Annotated in this window: 13 protein-coding genes (1 of these 13 cut by a window edge); 3 read left to right on the top strand and 10 right to left on the bottom strand. The window is 69.5% G+C overall.

Annotated features, from left to right (window positions below; all coding sequences use genetic code 11):
• Nucleotides 1-411: the 5' portion of a hypothetical protein gene (locus tag VIL76_RS09540; RefSeq protein WP_332044790.1), read on the bottom strand. It extends 558 nt beyond the left edge of the window; the window shows 411 of its 969 coding nt (coding positions 1-411); its start codon is at nt 409-411; its stop codon lies beyond the left edge, outside the window.
• A gap of 187 nt (nt 412-598) precedes the next feature.
• On the opposite strand from VIL76_RS09540, the gene VIL76_RS09535 reads away from it, so the two are divergent.
• Together VIL76_RS09535 and VIL76_RS09530 are read left to right on the top strand one after the other, a co-directional pair.
• Complete coding sequence (locus VIL76_RS09535; RefSeq protein WP_332044789.1) at nt 599-3,541, top strand: TonB-dependent receptor; 2,943 nt, start codon at nt 599-601, stop codon at nt 3,539-3,541.
• 9 nt (nt 3,542-3,550) lie between these two features.
• Nucleotides 3,551-4,903: a pectate lyase gene (locus VIL76_RS09530; RefSeq protein WP_332044788.1), complete on the top strand. Its 1,353-nt coding sequence runs from the start codon at nt 3,551-3,553 to the stop codon at nt 4,901-4,903.
• Here VIL76_RS09530 and VIL76_RS09525 read toward each other — a convergent pair.
• The 6 genes from VIL76_RS09525 to VIL76_RS09500 all read right to left on the bottom strand — a co-directional run bounded on the left by VIL76_RS09525 (nt 4,900) and on the right by VIL76_RS09500 (nt 15,362).
• Entirely contained in the window at nt 4,900-6,339 is a 1,440-nt protein-coding gene (locus tag VIL76_RS09525; RefSeq protein ID WP_332044787.1) for a Gfo/Idh/MocA family oxidoreductase, read from the bottom strand. The genes VIL76_RS09530 and VIL76_RS09525 overlap by 4 nt on opposite strands.
• On the bottom strand, nt 6,336-7,703 hold the full coding sequence (locus VIL76_RS09520) for a glycoside hydrolase family 28 protein (RefSeq protein ID WP_332044786.1): 1,368 nt from the start codon (nt 7,701-7,703) through the stop codon (nt 6,336-6,338). Before VIL76_RS09520 ends, VIL76_RS09525 begins: the two co-directional genes overlap by 4 nt.
• Complete coding sequence (locus VIL76_RS09515) at nt 7,703-9,121, bottom strand: glycoside hydrolase family 28 protein (RefSeq protein ID WP_332044785.1); 1,419 nt, start codon at nt 9,119-9,121, stop codon at nt 7,703-7,705. The genes VIL76_RS09520 and VIL76_RS09515 overlap by 1 nt, the downstream gene beginning before the upstream one ends.
• Nucleotides 9,122-9,186: 65 nt before the next feature.
• Entirely contained in the window at nt 9,187-12,249 is a 3,063-nt protein-coding gene (locus tag VIL76_RS09510; RefSeq protein WP_332044784.1) for a TonB-dependent receptor, read from the bottom strand.
• A 198-nt stretch (nt 12,250-12,447) separates the two neighbouring features.
• Nucleotides 12,448-13,893, bottom strand: coding sequence for a mannitol dehydrogenase family protein (locus VIL76_RS09505; protein WP_332044783.1), 1,446 nt, complete (start codon nt 13,891-13,893; stop codon nt 12,448-12,450).
• A complete protein-coding gene (locus VIL76_RS09500; RefSeq protein WP_332044782.1) occupies nt 13,890-15,362 on the bottom strand; it encodes an altronate dehydratase family protein in 1,473 nt (490 codons plus the stop codon). Before VIL76_RS09500 ends, VIL76_RS09505 begins: the two co-directional genes overlap by 4 nt.
• Nucleotides 15,363-15,461: 99 nt before the next feature.
• Between VIL76_RS09500 and VIL76_RS09495 the strand changes: the two genes are divergently transcribed.
• Nucleotides 15,462-16,511: a LacI family DNA-binding transcriptional regulator gene (locus VIL76_RS09495; protein ID WP_332044781.1), complete on the top strand. Its 1,050-nt coding sequence runs from the start codon at nt 15,462-15,464 to the stop codon at nt 16,509-16,511.
• Here the strand turns inward: VIL76_RS09495 and VIL76_RS09490 are convergent.
• Genes VIL76_RS09490 through VIL76_RS09480 form a run of 3 tightly spaced genes read right to left on the bottom strand, consistent with a single transcriptional unit; the run spans nt 16,505 to nt 19,043 of the window.
• A complete protein-coding gene (locus VIL76_RS09490; protein ID WP_332044780.1) occupies nt 16,505-16,921 on the bottom strand; it encodes a cupin domain-containing protein in 417 nt (138 codons plus the stop codon). The genes VIL76_RS09495 and VIL76_RS09490 overlap by 7 nt on opposite strands.
• Nucleotides 16,921-18,204, bottom strand: a complete 1,284-nt coding sequence (locus VIL76_RS09485; RefSeq protein WP_332044779.1) for an MFS transporter — start codon at nt 18,202-18,204, stop codon at nt 16,921-16,923. Before VIL76_RS09485 ends, VIL76_RS09490 begins: the two co-directional genes overlap by 1 nt.
• Nucleotides 18,201-19,043 (bottom strand): 2-keto-4-pentenoate hydratase, encoded by an 843-nt coding sequence (locus tag VIL76_RS09480; protein ID WP_332044778.1) that lies wholly within the window; start codon nt 19,041-19,043, stop codon nt 18,201-18,203. Before VIL76_RS09480 ends, VIL76_RS09485 begins: the two co-directional genes overlap by 4 nt.
• Between the last annotated feature and the right edge of the window lie 18 nt (nt 19,044-19,061).

The following is a 19,061-nucleotide window of genomic DNA, read 5'->3' as shown; positions in this document are numbered from 1 at the left end:
GTTGTCGTAGTTGGTCTTGTTGCGCTCGCGCCGCGCCTTGAAGAAGGCCACGGCCTCGGCGCGCAGCGGCAGCTGGCCGTCGGCGGGCGAGACCAGCCAGGACGTGCGCGCCTGGCCGCGGATCCGCGCCAGCCCGACGTCCGTCTCCCACCACTCCGATTCCAGGCCTCCGACGGTGTCGTCCGGCGGCGCCTCAGGGGGCTGGCCCCGGCGCTTCGTCTCGTAGACGGCGACCTCCTCGCCGGTAGCCACCAGGGTCTTGAAATCCTTCGGGCGCTCGAGGCTGGTGAGCGAGCGGTTGGTCCAGTCGCCGCCCAGGTCAGGCGCTCCCGAAGCCGTGCGAGGCGCACGGTAGTCCGCGGCCGCCGCGGGCAGCGCAAGCGCGGCCACGGCCGCAGAAGCGATCAGCATGCCGCGCAATTGAGCCTCCCCCGCCATCCCGTAGAGATCACAGATCGCGGTTATCCCTGCAAGATCGCGGGACAATTCCGCAGCCCACTTGCCAAGCCCGCGCCGTCGGGTAGTCTTTTGCCACCGGTGTCAGAGAGACTCTGTCGAGCGTTGACACCGGTGTCAGGAAACGTCCGGGGGCCTCGTCGTGCATCAGTCCAAAGCTTACGTCCTTTCGCTGCGCGCCAGCGCCGCGGCCGCCGCCCTGCTGACGGCCGTGGCCGCCGGTCCGGCCTTCGCCCAGGCGGCGGACGTGGAGGAACTGGTCGTCACCGGCTTCCGCGCCAGCCTGGCCAATGCGGTCGAGGTCAAGCGCGCCGAGACCTCCGTGGTGGACGTGATCAAGGCGGAGGACATCGCCGACTTCCCCGACAACAACCTGGCGGAAGCGATCCAGCGGATCCCGGGGGTCTCCATCGACCGCGAGGCTGGGGAGGGCCGCTCGATCAGCGTCCGCGGCCTGGGGCCCGACTTCACCCGCGTGCGGCTGAACGGCATCGAAGCGCTCGCCACCACCGGGGGCCCGGACAGCGGCGCGGGCACCAACCGCGGCCGCGGCTTCGACTTCAATATCTTCGCCTCGGAGTTGTTCAACAGCGTCACGGTCCGCAAGACCCAGGCGGCCGAGGTGGAGGAGGGCTCGCTGGGCGCGACCGTCGACCTGCAGACTTCGCGGCCGTTCGACTTCAAGGGGTTCACCGCCGCCGCCTCCCTCGAGTACGGCATGAACGAGTTGGCGGAGAGCTGGGACCCCCGCGCGGCGATCCTCCTGTCCAACACATGGCTCGACGGCCGCATCGGCGCGCTGGTCTCGTTGGCCTACACCAAGCGCAACGTGCGCGAGGAAGGCTACAACTCCACCCGCTGGGACAACGGGCCGTCGGTGCAGGGCTTCTGTTCGCCGGTGGGCTTCACGCCGCAGAACCGGCCGAACACCACGGCGATCGGCGCCACGGCGGCCAACTGCGCCACCGGCGTGCCGCGCCCGGCAAACACGCCGCAGAACGTCGCCGCCTACCAGCTGGCCAGCGCCGCCACGACCTTCCATCCGCGCCTGCCGAGCTACGCCCGCAGCGACTACGAGAACGACCGCTACGGCCTCACCGGCTCGTTCCAGTTCCGCGCCACCGACCGCACCACGGTGAACCTCGACGTTCTGCTGGCGAAGCTCGACACCATCCGGGTCGACAGCGGTCTCTCGGCCATCTCCTTCAGCCGTGACTCCACCGTCGGCGGAAAGCCGCAGACCCATGTCCTGGAGGCGGAGGTCGACCAGAACGGGCAGTTGGTCTACGGCCGCTTCAACAACGTCGATTTCCGCACGTCGACGACCTACTCGGACCTCAGCACCGAGTTCTCGCAGTACACGCTGTCGCTGGATCACGAGTTCACCGACCAGTTCCGCATGAGCCTCATCGCGGGCCGCGCCTTCTCGGACTTCGACAGCCCCGTGCAGACGACGGTGACGCTCGAGCGCCAGAACGTTCAGGGCTTCTCCTGGGACTACCGTAGCGGCGAGCGGATGCCGGCGATGACGCTCGGCTTCGATCCTAACGACCCTGCCCAATGGCAAGTCACGCCGGCCGGCACGCCCGCGGCCCTGCTGAGCGAGCTGCGGCTGCGTCCCCAGGGGGTTGAGAACGAGCTGAAGACGGCGCGCCTGGACTTCACCTTCGAGGCCCTCCCCAGCGTCTCGTTCAAATGGGGCGCGGCGATCAAGCGCTACGACTTCTTCACCTACGAGCAGCGCCGGCAGAACCAGACCGACAGCCTCCCGCCGCTGCCGGCCGGCGTCACCAGCGCCAGCCTCGCCACCACGCTCACAGGCTTCGGTTCGAACCTGCCCGCCGGCGCGCCTTCGGGCTGGGTGATCCCCAACGTCCAGGCCTTCGCCAGCGCCTACAACATCTACTGCAACTGCAACGGCCCGCTGCCGGGCGGCGCCAGCGACGACCCCGACGACTTCCGGATGACGGGGCCCACCAACGGTGACGCGCGGCGCCTGAACCAGATGATCAAGGAGGACGACGACAGCGTCTATGCGCAGCTGTCGTTCAACACCGACGTGCTCGGCCGCGGCCTGCGCGGCGACCTGGGCCTGCGCTACGTCACGACGGCGCTGTTCGCCACCGGCTATCAGTCGCGGGCGTCCGGCACCCTGGTGACGGTGGAGAACCGCTACTCGGACACCCTGCCGTCCATCAACCTGGCCTGGGACGTACGCGACGACCTGGTGCTGCGCTTCGGCGCGGCCAAGGTGATGGCGCGCCCGACCCTGACCTCCCTGAACCCCGGCGGCTCGACCACCACGTCGAACCGCGCCAATCCGTCGGCCAACCTCGGCAACCCGCTGCTGCAGCCGTTCCGCGCCAAGACCTACGACTTCAGCGCCGAGTGGTACTTCGCGCCGGAGTCGCTCCTGTCCTTCGCCTTCTTCCACAAGGACATCTCGACCTACATCCAGAACCTGAGGATCGACGACATCCCCTTCAGCGAGGGCCCGCTGGCCAGCGAGGCCTCGACGATCGTGCCGTCCAACTTCGACGGAACCGAGCTCTGGGACTTCACCACGTTCGTCAACACCCCGGGCGGGCCGCTGAAGGGCATCGAGGTGAGCTACCAGCAGCCGTTCACCTTCCTCCCGGAGCGGTTCGGCCTGCCGGAGTGGACGGGCAACTTCGGGGCGATCCTCAACTACACCTGGGTGGAGTCGAAGATCCGGTACGCCACCAGCGTCGCGGGCACCGCCTATGTGACCAACGACCTGCTGAACCTCTCGAAAAACGCCTACAACGCCACGTTCTACTACGAAGACGAGCGGTTCATGGCCCGTCTCTCGGCGTCCTACCGCGCCGGCTTCCTGACCCGCATCCCGGGGCAGAACAACAACGACGTGGAAGGCAAGAACGAGACGCTGAACGTCGACGCCTCGGCCCGCTACGAGATCAACGACAACTTCGCCCTGACGCTCGAGGCGCTGAACCTGACCGACGAGTACAACGACCGCTATGTGGACAGCGTCCGCAACAGTCCGTCGACGTACCAGCACTCGGGCCGTCAGTACTACGTGGGCGTCCGCTACAAGTTCTAGGATTGGTCCATGCGGCCGATTCTGATGCTCCTTCCCCTGATGCTGCTCGCCGGCTGCGCCACCGCGCCGCCGGCGGGGCCGCCCGACGTGGTGGCGTTCCCCGGCGCGGAGGGGGCCGGGCGGCTGTCGCTCGGCGGGCGCGGTGGCGCGGTCGTGAAGGTGACCAGCCTTGAGGATTCCGGCCCCGGCACCCTGCGCGCGGCCGTGGAAGCCAAGGGTCCGCGCACCGTGATCTTCGAGACGGGCGGGACGATCCGGCTGAAGACGCCCCTGCGCGTCCGCAACGGCCGCATCACCATCGCCGGTCAGACGGCGCCGGGCGGCGGGATCACCCTGCGGGACCAGCCGCTGGTGATCGCCGCCGACGACGTGGTGGTGCGTTTCGTCCGCTCCCGGCTGGGCGACGAGACCGGCGTCCAGGCCGACGCCATCGACATCGTGCGGGGGCGCCGCATCATCCTCGACCATGTCTCCGCCAGCTGGTCGGTGGACGAGACGCTCTCGGCCGGGTCCCGCTACGACCCGCCGGAGGCCGGCGTCTATGACGTCACGGTGCAGTGGTCGGTGATCGCCGAGTCCCTGAACCGCTCGAAGCACGACAAGGGCGAGCACGGCTACGGCAGCCTTGTGCGCGGCGGCTACGGAGCGCGGATGAGCTTCCACCACAACCTGTGGGCCAGCCACACGGCCCGGATGCCCCGGCCGGGCAACTACAACGGCCCTGACAAGGACCCGACGGGTCCGGTGATCGAGTTCCGCTCCAACGTCTTCTACAACTGGGGCCGCGAGCGGGCGGGCTACAACGCCGACGAGGCGGCGCACATCACCTACAGCTTCGTCGACAACGCCTACGTGCCGGGACCGGATTCCAAGGGCAAGTCGGCGTTCGAGGAGAAGAACCGGCTCTCGAAGGCCTGGTTCGCCGGCAACCTGATGGACGGCGTGGCGCCGAAGGATCCCTGGAGCCTGGTGATCGGCGCGCCCCCGGCGGACTACCGCCTGCCAGGCCCGCCGGACGTTGCCCCCGTGACCGCGGAGGCTGCGGCCGACGCCTACCGCCGGGTGCTGTTCGAGGCCGGCGCCTCGAGGCCGCGCGATCCGGTCGACGCGCGCATCGTCGAGGGCATCCGCAGCCGCCAGGGCCGGATCGTCGACAGCCAGGCCTCCGTCGGCGGCTGGCCCGAGCTCGCCCGCGGCCGCGCCCGCCAGGACTCCGACGAGGACGGGATGCCCGACGAGTGGGAGCACCGGCGAGGGCTCGATCCCGTGCGCCCCGAAGGCCACGAGGATATCGACGGCGACGGCTACACGAACCTCGAGATCTGGCTGGCCGAGCTCGCGGAAGGGAAGGCGCGTCCCTAGCGGGACCGCCTCGGCGGCATCGGCACGGGATCGGCCCGGGTGGGCATGGGCGTGAAGGGCGGCCGTTTCAGGCCGGTCGCGAGGTCCGCGATGCGCACCGGCCCGCCGGTCTCGAAGCAGCGGTTGGCGGCGGCCCCGATCAGGATCGAGTAGGCGCCGCCGTTCTGGTCCGAGGCCCGTGCGTACTTGTCGGTGTGGCTGCCCGGCAGGAAGATGTCGTCGAGCATCAGCTTGTCGCCGCCGCCGTGGCCGCCTTCGCCGGTCCAGGGCTCCAGGCTCTTCGGCGCGCCGCGCAACGGCATCACCCGCGTCGTCACGCCGCCCGATGCGACCCCGCCCTGCACCATGTCGGCGCCGGCCACATAGACCTGCTCGACGATCTGGTGCTCGAGCCGGCCCTTCGTGCCGTTGAAGGCGATCGTGTAGCCCTCCCAGGCATTGCAGGCGTTGAGGGAGTAGCTGAGCGTCGCGCCCGTGTCGTATTTCACGATCACGTTCATGGTGTCCTCGATGTCGATCTCGGGACGCCAGACGCACTGGTCGCGGAAGTAGCCGTCGTGGTGCTCGTTATCTACGTAGAGCGCCTTCAGCGAGGCGTCGCGCGTTAGGTCCAGGTAGAAGCTGCACTTGGCCTTCTCCGGGCAGGTCATGCAGCGCCGGTGCGGCCCCGACAGGCCCATCCGGCGCGCGGTGGCCGGGGTGTAGAACTCCTTCTTGCCGTAGGCCCAGACGGTCTCGGGAACCGCGGAGAGCCACCAGTTCACCAGGTCGAAGTGGTGGGTGGCCTTGTGCACCATCAGGCCGCCGGAGCTCGCCTTGTTGGAGTGCCAGCGGCGGAAGTAGTCGGCCCCGTGGTTGGTGTTCAGCAGCCAGTTGAAGTCCACCGACAGGATGTCGCCGATCTCCCCGCTCATCAGCAGGTCCTTCACCTGCGTCCGCGGCGGCGAGTAGCGGTAGTTGAAGGTGACCCGCAGGTCTTTGCCGGAGCGGCGGCAGGCGTCGAGGATCCCCTGCGCCTTGGGCGCCGTGGTGGTCATCGGCTTTTCGGTGATGACGTCGCAGCCCAGGTCCAGGGCGCGGACGATGTAGGCGTCGTGGGTTGCGTCCACGGTGGTGACGATCACCACCTGCGGCTTCGTCTCGCGGATCATGCGGTCGAAGTCGGTGTGCGCAAAGGCGGCCGGCTCGGCGGCGCGGGCGTCGAGGGCCCGCTTGCGGGCGTAGGCCAGACGGCCCGGGTTGGTGTCGCAGATCCCCACCAGCTCGGCGTGGGCCTTGTAGGGGCCCCAGATGGCGTCCTGGTACATTCGCGAGCGGTGGCCGACGCCCACGATGGCGTATCGCTTCCGCGGCGCCTGAGCGCGGGCGGCGGAGCCGGCTGCCACGGCTGCGGTGGCGGCTGCGCCGGCGACGACGGTTCTGCGGTTCGGTGTCATGGCCTTGCCCCCACGGCCTGGGATTTCACGAAGCCGTCCATGCGCTGGGCGCCCAGGACGACGTTCTCCAGCCTAAGCTCTTCCACGTTCTCGAGCACCAGCGGCGTCTTGGCCTCTCCGACGCGGATGTTCCTGAGCGTCACGTCCTTCAGCGGCGCGTTGGCGGGCGCGTGGGCGTCGAAGAAGGTCCCCACGCGCTCCACCCGGAAGTCTTCGAAGACGATGTCACGGTAGGTGGACGGGAAGTTGCCCCCCAGCTCGCCTGGATAGTTCAACTGGAACCAGAACAGCGTGTCGAAGGCCTCGATGGTCATGCGACGCACGCGCACGCGCTCGACCGTGCCGCCGCGGTCGAGGTTGGCCTTGAAGCGGATCGCCGAGACGCCCTTCCTCAGCACATTGTCGGTGAAGAACACGTCGTGGATGCCGCCGGACATCTCGCTGCCGAGCGCGATGCCGTCCTCGCCGCCCATGTCGTTGTCGCGCACCAGCACCCAGGCGCTGGGCCGGCCGATCCGCCGTCCGTCCAGGTCGCGGCCGGACTTGATGACCACGCTGTCGTCACCGGTGCGGAAGTGGCTCTTCTCCACCAGCACGCGGGTGGAGCTCTCCACGTCCACCCCGTCGTTGTTGGGGAAGTGACTCTCCACGCGGATTGCGCGCACCACGGCCTCGTCGACGTAGACCAGGTGGTTCACCCAGAACGGCGAGTTCTTCGCCGTGAAGCCTTCCAGCCGCACGCGCTTGCCGCCGAAGACCTGCACCAGCGGCGGGCGCAGGTGCGTGCCCTGGCCGAAGATGCGCCGCTCGACGGGGGCGCCCTCGAACCCCATCCGCCGCAGGCGCTGGAAGTCGGGCTCGGCAAGCTTGGCCCAGAGGTGGAAGCCGCTCTTCGCATTGCCGTCGATCACGCCTTCGCCCGTGATCGCCACGTCCTCCACGCCTGCGGCATAGACCAGCGGCGAATAGGTGAAGACCTCCGTCCCCTCCCATCGTGTCTTCACCGGCGGCAGATAGTCGGCGGGGTCCGGCGAGAAGAGCAGGGTGGCGCCCTTCTGCAGGTGCAGCTCGATGCGGCTGGCGAGCCGGATGGGCCCCTTCGAGAACCAGACGCCGGGGCCCAGCACCACCCGCCCGCCGCCCGCCCGAGAGGCCGCCGCGATCGCCGCCTGGATGGCAGGCCGGGTGTCGCTCCTGCCGTCCGGCCTCGCGCGCGGCGCAAAGGTCCTGGCGGGGATCCGAGGTGGGGCGATGGACGCCGCCATCTGCTCGGCCGCGCGCCAGGCTTCGGCGTCGCTGCGCGATTGGGCGGCGGCCGGAAGCGCGAAAGCGAGGGCGGCGCAGAGCGCCACGAGACGCAGCATCAGACGACCGAGAGGTCGCGGACGTTGCGGCCGTTCACCCGCACGTTCCGGAGCTTCAGGTCCTCGACGAAGCGCACGACCGACGGCTCCGCCACGCCCTGGAAGTCGCAGTTCACCAGGGTGATGTCACGCGCGGGCGCCTTGGGCAGCCCCTGCAGGTCCACCGCCCGCGTGCTCTTGGCGCTCCTGACGTTCTCCACCACCACGTCGCGCAGCACCGGGGTGAAGCGGCCGTTGGCGCCTTCCTCGTAGTTGAAGTCCACCGTGACCACGGCCTTGCGGACCTCGCCCACCTGCAGATTGCGGTAGCGGATCCGCTCCACGATCCCGCCGCGCAGGGCGTTGTTCTTGAAGCGTATGGCGTGGTCGAGGTTCGGGCTGTCGAGCCGGCAGTCCTCGGCGAAGACGTTGCGCACGTGGCCGGAGATCTGGCTGCCGATGGTCAGGCCGCCGTGGCCGTCGGCCATGCGGCACCTGCGGATGACGATGTTCTCGGACGGCACGTTCACGCGCCGGCCGTCCTCATTGCGGCCCGAGTTGATCGCGATGCAGTCGTCGCCGGTGGAGAAGTAGCAGTCCTCGATCAGGATATCGCGGGACGACTCCGGATCGATCCCGTCGTTGTTCGGCCCGTGGCTGTTGATGTCGAGCTTGCGGATGGTGACGTTGGTGCAGAGCACCGGGTGCACCTGCCAGAAGGGCGAGCGGCGCAGGGAGACACCCTCGATCAGCACGTTCTTGCAGCGGTACGGCTGGATGAACGGCGGGCGAAGGTAGGCGCCTTCCCCCATGATCCGCTGAGCGACCGGCGTACGCTCCTCCGCCATCTGGAAGAGACGCGCCCGGGCTGGGCGCTGGTTTGGCATCCCTTCCACCCAGCCGTGCTGGTTCTGCTTCCAGGGGCCCTTCCAGGTCCACCAGTGCTCGCGGCTGCACTGACCGTCGAGCGTGCCTTTGCCCGTGATGGCGATGTTCTCGCAGTCGATCGCATAGACGAACGGCGAGTAGTTCATGCACTCGATGCCTTCCCACCGGGTGAAGACCAGCGGCAGGTAGGCTTTCGGATCGGTCTTGAACCGGACGACGGCGCCCTTCGCCAGGTGCAGGTTCACGTTGCTCTTCAGATGGATCGGGCCCGTCAGCCACTCGCCCGGACCGACGAGCACGCGCCCGCCGCCCGCCGCGTGGCAGGCGTCGATGGCCTGGCGGAAGGCCTCGCTGGAATCCGAAACGGCGTGCGGGTCGCCGCCGAACTGCGCCACGGGGAAGTCACGGTTGGGGAAGGTCGGCGGGCGGATGCGCGCCACGATCGCCGCGGCCTCGGCCCAGGGATCGGCGGCCTGCGCGGCTGCGCCTCCGGCGACGAGAGTGGCGAGGCCGGCGGCGCCGGTGGCGAGGAGGTCCCTGCGGGTGGCCATCGATTGCTCCGGATACAGAAGGGCGGACCGGGCAGGGAGGAGGGACCCGGTCCGCCTGTCGGACGCTAGAAGGTGTAGCGGAGCCCGACGTAGTACTGGCGGCCGAAGTGGTGGTTGGTCCACACACGCTGGGCCCGGGTGTCGTTGTACTGGCGCTGATGCTCGTCGGTGAGGTTCAGGCCCTCGAGGCTGAGCTTCAGCTGTTCGGTGAGCTGGTAGGACACCGAGGCGTCGACCGTGGTCACGTCGGGCACCCAGTCGGCGTCCTGGTAGTCCTGCCGCCGGCCTGTGATCAGGCTGCCCTGGTTCGCCGACGGCACCGCTGTCAGGTAGTCGCTGCGGTGGGACAGGGACACGCGGGCCGACAGCTTGTCGTCCTCGTAGAACAGGGTGGCGTTGTAGGACTGTTCCGAGATGTTGGTGGAGCGGTTCTCCAGCGACAGCCCAGCCGGGCAGACGCCGTTCACCGGAGTGCCCGCGCAGAACACCGACGTGCCCGTCACGTGGGTGTAGTTCAGCAGCACCCCGAAGTTGCCGACCCACTCCGGCGTGCCGAAGCGGTCCACCATGAAGGTGAAGGGCTGCTGGATGTTGATCTCGTAGCCCTTCAGCGGCTCGCCGCCTTCGGTGTTGATCGTGGTGGTGTAGGCCGCCTCGTCACTGGGCGTACGGCCGGTGCCGACCAGCAGCGAGTCCGGCAGGCCGAAGCTCGAATAGGGGCCGGTCAGGCGCACGGTGGCGAAGTCGGTCTGGAAGTCCTTCCAGAAGAAGCCGATGGCCACCAGGCCGTTGCCGCCCGGATACCACTCGAACGACAGGTCGTAGGTGTTGGCCTCCTGCGGCTTCAGGCGCGGATTGCCGGCGGTGATGGTCAGGTTGCCGGTGGTGTTCAGCGTGCCGCCCGGGTTCAGCGCGCCCAGGCCGGGACGCACCATCACCTTCGCCGCGGCGGCGCGGGCCAGGAAGTTCGGAGTGATCTCGGCCACCACGTTCATGGCCGGCAGCAGGTTGTTGTAGGAGTTCTCCACCGTCAGCTGGACGGGAGCGCCGCCGGCGAAGGTGTAGCCCTGGGCCGTCACGTCGGTCTGCACGTAGCGAACGCCCACGTCGCCGCGGATGCGCCAGGGCAGGGCGTCGGTGTCGAAGTCGAGCTGCAGGTAGCCGGCGGTCGACTCCTCTGTGATCGTGCGCCAGCTGCCGCGGGCGTTGGTGTTCTCGATCCCGAACAGGGCGAAGGGGCCCGTCCCGGAGTAGATGTTGTAGGCCTGCGCCACGGCCGCGAAGTTGGGCACCACCCAGCCGTTCGGGATGTTGGTCCCGTCCAGCCCGTCGCCGAAGCCGGTGAGCTGCGTGGACAGGCTGGTCATCGTCACGCCCGCGGGCATGGCCGGCAAGGCGAACTCGCTGGTGCGGCGGTATTCCTGGCCGTCGTTGACGTACTTCTTCCAGACCGCCCCGGCCCGCAGGGTGAAGGTGTCGTTGAACTCGAACTCCACGTCTCCGACCGCCATGTCGAAGGCGTTCTGCACGAACTGCGGGCGCAGGCGGACTTCCGAGGGACGCACCGTGCCGTTGGCGTTCGCGTTGGTGAAGGTGAACGCGTTGGGGTCGGTGATGTCGAAGCCCCAGGTGATCGACGGCATGTCCGCGCTGGTGCGGGCGTCGTAGATCCAGCCGTCCTGGTTCGCGCGATCGAAGGTGATCGTGGTCTGGATCGGGTTCTTGAAGCTCGACTTCGAGGTGCCGTAGAGGCCGCTGACCTTCAGCCTGTCACTGAACTCGTGGCTGGCCGACAGAGTGTACTGCGTGAAGATCGTGCGCAGCTCGTCCTCGCGGCTCTCCAGGCGGATGTCGACGTTGTCGAACTCGCCGTAGGTGAGGGTGCCGTTGGCGTCGGTCTCGAAGATGCGCGGGATCATGTAGGGCTTGCCGAACTCAGGCGAGGCCGCGCCGCGGCTGAAGGAGATGCCCTCCAGGTAGTTCTCGAGCCGGTGCGACTTGTAGTCGGAGTAGAGGTAGTCGAGGCTCACCAGGGTGCGCTCGGTGGGCTTCCACTGGATGGAGCCGGTGATGCCCAGGCGCTCCTGCTCGTAGTCGAGGCGAGCGAAGCGCGGGATGCGCGGGTGCCAGCTGCCGGGGTCCGCGGCGCGCAGGTAGTTGTCGACATTGGCCTGGGTGTTCGGCAGGCGGGGATCGCCGGCGAAGCAGTTGGCCGCCGTGGTCCCGACCGTGGCGTTGGCCGCCGGGTTGAACTGCTGACCCGCGGTGGTGGCGTTGGTGTCGAAGCCGGCGGGGCTGCACCAGCCGCCGTTGGACGTGCCTTCGCCCCAGCGGACGGTGTTGAAGCCCTCCTCGCGGACGTTGCGCTTGGAGTAGGCGACCGAGCCCAGGATACCGAGCGTGCCGTCCATGAAGGTCTTGGAGGCCAGCACCGCGTAGCGCGGGTCCCAGCTCTTCGACAGGTCGTTGTAGCCAGCCTGCGCCGACAGCACGAGCGTCTGCTCGGTGCGGAAGTCGAGGGGGCGCGAGGTGGTCAGGTCGACCGTGGCGCCCAGCGAGCCTTCCTCGACGCTCGCCGAGGCGGTCTTGCGCACCGCCAGGCTGTTGAAGAGCTCGGAGGCGAAGACGTTGAAGTCGAACGAGCGGGCGCGGTTGGCGCCGCCGTCGGCGTCCGAAGCGCCGGTCGAAGCCAGCGCCTCCATACCGTTGATGCGTACGCGGGTGGAGCCGGGGCCCAGGCCGCGGACGGTGATGTTTCGGCCTTCGCCGCCGGCCCGGGTGATCGCCACGCCGGGTATCCGCTGCAGGGATTCCGCGAGGTTGTTGTCCGGGAACTTGGCGATGTCCTCGGCCTTGATCGCGTCGACCACGCCGGTCTCTTCGCGCTTCACCGCGATGGCGCTCTCGATCGACGCGCGGAAGCCGGTGACCACCAGCTCTTCGACCTCGCCGCCCGGCTGGGGAGCGTCGCGCACAGGGGTCGTGGTCTGCTGGGCGCCGTCGGGCAGGCGGGCGCCAGGAGGCGAGCCGCCCGGGCCGCTGGGCTGGGCCTGGGCCGCGCCGGCGGCAGCGAGAACGAGAACCGACGCGCCGTACGCGAGCAGGTTCAGGCGAGCGCCCTTGGTCATCTTGGTCTCCTCCCCATGCCCCGGTTGTTCCCGGAGCGCCGCCGTCGATGCGGCTGTTGTTGAGATCGGCGCCAGAGGGTTCTGACACCGGTGTCAGACGCAGTTGCACTAAGGGAGGCGATAGAGGCCCCCCGGATCCGTCGCGCAGAACATGCGACTCAGTGACACCGGTGTCAACAGCCGGCGCAGCTTGGCGTGTCAGAGCGCCAGGGCCGTGTCCGGCGAGTCACGCAGGAGGGCGTAAGCGCGTGTCACCGCCTCGCGGAAGGTGGGCTGCGCCGCCAGCGCGGATGGGAAGACGGCGTTCAGGGCCAGGAACTCGTGGACGTCCTGTTCCGCCGCGCCGGTGCAGCGGCGGGCGACCTCGCCGAGCTCCGCGGCCAGCGGATCGGTGATCGGTGCGGCCGCCTGCGTCTGGCGAACCACGAAGCCTATCCAGGCGGCCACGCCCACGGCCGGGCGGTCGACGGGGCGCGTCTGGTCCAGCAGCTCGGCCGTGGTCTCCAGCAGCCGGAACCGCAGCTTCTGGGAGCCGTCCCAGGCGATCTGCGAGAGCTTGTGACCGATGGCCGGATTGCGGAAGCGGGCCAGCACGTCGCCGATGTAGCGCGGCACGTCGAGCTCGCTGGCCCGCAGAGTCGGCGGCACGTCCTGGCGCATCATGCGCTCCACGAAAGCCGCCAGGCGTTCGTCGCCCATGGCCTGCGAGACGGTGTCGTAGCCGAGCCGCAGGCCCACATAGGCCAGCGTGGAATGCGCGCCGTTCAGCAGCCGCAGCTTGGCCTTCTCGAAGGCCGCCACGTCGCGGGCCAGGGTGACGCCGGCGCGCGTGAAGGCGTCGCCCTCGGCGCCGAGCCTGTCCTCCACTACCCACTGCAAGAACCGCTCGCGCTGCACCGGCCAGGCGTCCTCGAGACCGAGCGCCTGGGCCACGTCGTCGCGCAGCGCCTGGTCGGTCGCAGGGGTGATTGAGTCCACCATTGTGTTGGGGAAGGCCGCTTCCCCGATCAGGTCCGCCACCGCCGGCTCGCCGCGGGCCCGGGCGTAGGCGACGCAGGCCGCCTGCAGCTTCGCGCCGTTGTTCGACAGGTTGTCGCAGCTGATCACCGTGAGCGGCGCAATCCCCGCCTCGCGGCGGCGCCGAGCGGCCTCGACGACGCAGCCGACGAAGCTGACCGGCCGCGAGGGGCTCGCCAGGTCACGCCGGATGTCCGCGTGGTCGAGATCGAGGTCGCCGGTGGTCGTGAGGCAGTAGCCCTTCTCCGTGACGGTGGAGGTGACGAACCTCACGCCCGGGGAGACGAGCCGCGCGAACACAGCCTCGGACTCATCGCTGGCGGTCAGCACCTCACGGATCGAGCCCACCACCCGGAACGTCGGCTCCGCCTCGCGCTCCATGACGGTGTAGAGGCCGTCCTGCGGCTGCAGCGCATCGCGCACGTCCGGCGTGCGCAGCGAGACGGCGCAGATCGCGAAGCGCGGATCGTGCGCCAGCATGTCGTCGAAGTAGCAGGCCTGGTGCGCGCGGTGGAAAGCCCCGGGCCCGAAGTGGACGACGCCCACCTGAACAGCGCTGCGGTCGTAGGCCGGCGTGCGCACCGGCGTGCGCACCTCGCCCAGCGTCGCGTCGGACAGCCGCCTCAAAGGGTGACGCCGCGCTTCCAGAGCGCGATCTCGCGCTCGCCGTTCTCTTCGGACCTGGTGAGCCGTCCCGAGGCCGTGGCCAGCACCAGGTCCATCAGCCGGTCGGCGGCGTCGTCGACGCTCTCGCCGGCCGTGATGCGGCCCGCGTCGAAGTCGATCCAGTGCGGCTTGCGCTGGGCGAGGCTGGAGTTGGTGGCGAGCTTCAGGGTGGGCGCCGGGAAGCCCAGCGGCGTGCCGCGCCCGGTGGTGAATAGGATCACCGTCGCCCCCGCCGCCGTCAGGGCCGTGGACGACACCGCATCGTTCCCCGGAGCCTCCAGCAGCACCACGCCCTTGTCACGGACCCGTTCGCCGTAGCGGAGCACCTCGGTCACGGTCCCACGACCCGCCTTCTGCACCGCGCCCAAAGACTTCTCCTCCAGCGTGGTGATGCCGCCTTCGATATTGCCAGGGGAGGGGTTCTCGCTGACCGGCTCGCCGTGGGCGACGAAGTAGGCCTTGAAGTCGTTCACCACGGCCGCGATCCCGCGGAAGGTCGCCTCGTCCTTGGCGCGGGCCATCAGCAGGCGCTCGGCGCCGAAGATCTCCGGGATCTCGGTCAGCACCGCGGTGCCGCCGCCGGCGGTGACCTTGTCGGCGATGCGGCCGACCAGCGGGTTGGCTGTGAGCCCTGAGAACCCGTCCGAGCCGCCGCACTTCACCCCCACCACCAGGTCGGCGATCGGGCAGGGCTCGCGCACGTCGCGCTCGGCGACGGCGACCAGCTCCTCGACGGCCTTCAGCCCTTCCTCCACCTCGTCCTCGGTAATCTGGGCGGTGAAGGCGCGCAGGCGCTCGCGGTCGAGGTCGGGCGCGGACTCCAGCAGGGCGGCGAGCTGATTGCTCTCGCAGCCGAGCCCCAGGATCAGCACCCCGCCGGCGTTCGGGTGTGCGGCGAGCGCCGCAATCATCGTCCTCGTCGCGTCTAGGTCCCCGCCCAGTTGCGAGCAGCCGAAGGGGTGGGTGAGCGCGATCACCCCCTCCACGCGGCCCTTGAAGCGGCGGTCGGCTTCGGCCGCGATCTTCTGCGCGGTGCGCGCGACGCAGCCCACGGTGCACAGGATCCAGATTTCGTTGCGCGTCCCCACCTTCCCGCTCTTGCGGCGGTAGCCGAGGAAGGTCCCCTCCGGCGGCGGCAGGGTCTCCCGCGCAGCGGGCTCGTAGGCGTAGTCCTCGTGCGTCGTGAGCGCCGTGGCCAGGTTGTGGCTGTGGACGTGCTCGCCGGGGGCGATCGGCGCGGTCGCCCGGCCGATCGGCCAGCCGTACTTGCGCACCTCTTCGCCCGCCGCGATCCTCCGCAGCGCCACCTTGTGGCCCGCCGGGATGTCAGCCGCCGCCACGACGCCTTCGGCCACCGCATCGCCGGCCGAAACGGGGCGCAGGGCCACGGCGACGTCGTCGCGGGGATCGATCTGCAGGAGGTGGCTCATAGGAGAATGGTAACCGGTGTCATGGAGCATGCAAGCTGAGCGCTGTTCCGCGCCGCACAACACCGGTTATGAATAGCCGCAGCAACTGCCGGACCGCCCGTGAGCACACACAACAGCAAGCCTTCGTCCGGCCGAGACCACGGGCGGCGCCCGACCATCAACGATATCGCGCGGATCGCGGGCGTCTCCAAGAAGACCGTCTCCCGGGTCATCAACGCCTCGCCCTTCGTCCGATCCGACACCCGCGAGCGGATCGAGGCGGTGATCGCCGACCTCGGCTACGCGCCCGACCCGCAGGCGCGCGCCCTGGCCTACGGCCGCTCGTTCCTGATCGGGCTGGTCTACGATAACCCCAACCCGCAGTACGTCGTGAACATGCAGCTCGGCCTGCTCGACGGGATGAAGGGCTCCGGCTTCGAGCTCGTCGTCCACCCCTGCGACCGCAACAGCCCGACCTTCCTCGCCGACCTGAAGGGCTTCATCGAGCGCCAGCGGCTGTTCGGTGTCGTGCTGACCCCTTCCGTCTCCGAGGACGAACGGGCCGCGAAGCTGCTGAACGACATCGACTGCAGCTACGTGCGCGTGGCGTCGGTGTCGCTCGACGATCCCGAGCACATGATCGAGACCCGGGACCGGATCGGGGGCCGGGAGGCCGCGGTGCACCTGGCCGACCTCGGCCACACCCGCATCGGCCACATCTCCGGGCCGGTGAATTTCCGCTCCTCTCACGAGCGGCGGCGCGGGTTCGAGGAGGGGCTTGCCGAGCGCTCCCAGGTGCTCACCGGGCGCTACGTGGTCGAGGGCGCCTACACCTTCGAGTCCGGCTTCCAGTGCGCGCTGAACCTGCTTGCCCAGCAGCCGCGCCCCACCGCGATATTCGCCGGCAATGACGAGATGGCCGCCGGCGTGCTGCAGGCCGCGCGCGAGCTGAACATCAGCGTGCCGGAGGAGCTGTCGGTGGTCGGCTTCGACGACTTCCAGATCGCCTCGCGCCTGTGGCCGACACTGACCACGGTGCGCACGCCGACCCGCGAGATCGGCCGGCTGGCTGTAGAGCGCCTGATCGGCCGCGAGACGGAAGCCCGCGATCCGCAGGACCGCCTGCCGACCCTGATCGTGCGCAAGTCGACCGCGCAGGCGCCCTACTGAGCCGGCTTGGCCTCGACGGGATAGGAGATGATCAGCGCCAAGTCCTGGTCGCCGACCTGGCTGATCCCGACGTTCGCGCCCTTGTAGAGGTAGGCCGCCCCGCCCGGACCGAGCCGCCTGGTCACGCCGTCCGAGGTGACGTCGCCTGAGCCCGAAAGCACGTAATAGACCTCGTCGTGGCCGAGCACGTGGAGCCCGATGGCCGCGCCCTTGTGGAGGACGCGCTTCCTGAACTCCATCGTCCGGTTCGGGGCGACGTCGGAGATCCGGTAGGCCGTGCTCATGCCGCGGCCGTTGTGCGGCGGCGGCTCCTGGCGGACCACGTCCTTCTCGTTGACGAACACCGCCGCCGGGCCTGCGGCTGCGGCCGGCGTGGCGATCGCCAGGACGAGGAGAGCGAGCGCGCGCATCAGATCTTCACCGGCTCCATCTTCGGCGTCAGCAGGTGCACGACCAGCAGCGCCAGCAGGTAGGCCGAGGCCGCCACCACGAAGATCGGGGTGTAGGTGCCGATCTGCTCGAGCACCCAGCCGGCGTACTTCGACATCGCCATGCCGCCGATGGCCCCGATCATCCCGCCGATGCCGATCACCGACCCCACGGCCGAGCGCGGGAAGACGTCGGAGGGCAGGGTGTAGAGGTTGGCGGAGAAGCCCTGGTGGGCCGCCGTCGCCACGCCGATGATCAGCACCGCCAGCCAGACGTTGCTGGCGAAGGCCGCAAACGCCACCGGCACGGCCAGCAGGGCGCAGATCAGCATGGTGGTCTTGCGCGCCCGGTTGATCGACCAGCCCATGTGCATCAGCCGCGAGGACAGCCAGCCGCCGCCCACACTGCCCACGTCGGAGAGCAGGTAGATGGCGATCAGGGGCGGGCCGAAGGTCTTCAGGTCGAGGCCGTAGCGCTTGCCCAGGAAGTCCGGCAGCCAGAACAGGAACATCCACCAGACCGGGTCGATCAGGAACTTGCCGATCGCATAGGCCCACGTCTCGCGGTAGCCGAGCAGCTTGGTCCACGGCACCTTCTCCACCGGGTCCGGCGGGTCGCGCTGGATGTAGGCCAGCTCGGCGGCCGACAGCTTCTTGTGCTCCGACGGCCGGCGGTAGACGAGCAGCCAGATCGGCAGCCACACGAGCCCGGCCACCCCCGTGACGATGAACGCCGCCTGCCAGCCCCAGGCCAGCACTATGGCGGGCACCACGAGCGGGGTGACGATGGCGCCGATGTTGGTGCCGGCGTTGAACAGGCCGGTGGCCAGCGCGCGCTCCTTCTTGGGGAACCACTCGGCGACCGCCTTGATGCCGCCCGGGAAGCCGCCGCCTTCGCCGATCCCCAGCATGACGCGGGCCGCCACGAAGCCGCCGAACGACCGCGCGCCAGCGGTGGCGATGTGGGCGAGCTGCCAGATCAGGAAGGCCAGGCCGAAGCCCCAGCGGGCGCCGATCCGGTCCATGATCCGGCCCCACGCCAGGTAGGCGATCGCGTAGGCGGCCTGGAACCAGAAGACCAGGTCGGCATAGTCCGTCTCGCTCCAGCCGAACTCCTTGGACAGGTCGGCCTTGAGCAGGCCGATCGTCTGGCGATCGACGTAGTTGATGACCATCGCCATGAACAGCAGCGCCACCACGACCCAGCGGTAGCGTCCCGCCGCGGCGGTGGGTGCGATGTCAGGGGCTGCGGTGCTGGTGCTCATGGATTTCCTTCCCCGCCCTGGGCCGGCCGGGCCGCGACCGCCACGCAGCGGATCTCGTCCAGGTCGCCGAAAGTGATGCGGGCCGACTGTCCGGCCTCGATGTCGTGGATGCCGCTGGCGGCTCCGGTGGTGACCAGCTGGCCGCGCTTCAGGGGCCGTCCACGCCGGGCGCAGGCGGCCGCCAGGAAGGCCAGCGAGCCCGCCGGCCCCCCCGGCAGCGAGTCGGGCGAGCCGCGGCCCACCAGCTTGTCTTCCACATAGGCTTCGCAGGCCGGCGCCGGCGTGTTCTTCCAGTCCGGCACGGCGCGCCCGAGCACCAGACCGGCGTTGTTGCCGAAGTCGCTGGCGACCACGCGCGGCCCCAGCACATTGATGGTAGCCAAGGGGCTGGCGGCGAACTCCACGCCCACGAGCATGGTCTCCACCAGCCCCAGCGCCTCCTCGGGCGTCCAGTCGAGCTTGTCCGCGGGCGCGTCGGCGCCGATGCGGTAGACGTATTCGCCCTCGACGGCCGCGAAGCCGCCGGCGATCACGGGCAGGCGGGTCGGCGCCGAGCCGTCCGCCTGCCAGACGTTCCTGGCGAACACCGGGCCCATGACGCGCTCGGCGCCCAGTTCGGCCTGCAGGTGCTCGGGGATCTTGCCGACCTTCCAGCCCACCACCTCGTCCGGCCACAGGCCGATGGCGATGTCCTGGACGCGGTAGCCGGCGGCCATGTCGGCCGGTAGCGGGCCGGGGAATTCGGGCAGGGCGGCTGCCGCACGGCGCGCGTCGACGAACGCCCGGGCCACGGTGGCCGGATCGAAGCGGGTCGCGGCCTGCGCCGCCGGTCGATTCACCTTTTCTCGTCCTCCGGC

Origin of the sequence: Phenylobacterium sp., from assembly GCF_036563285.1 — a bacterium.
In the GTDB taxonomy this organism is placed as follows: Bacteria; Pseudomonadota; Alphaproteobacteria; order Caulobacterales; family Caulobacteraceae; genus Phenylobacterium.
This window is presented reverse-complemented; position numbering and strand designations above follow the sequence as displayed.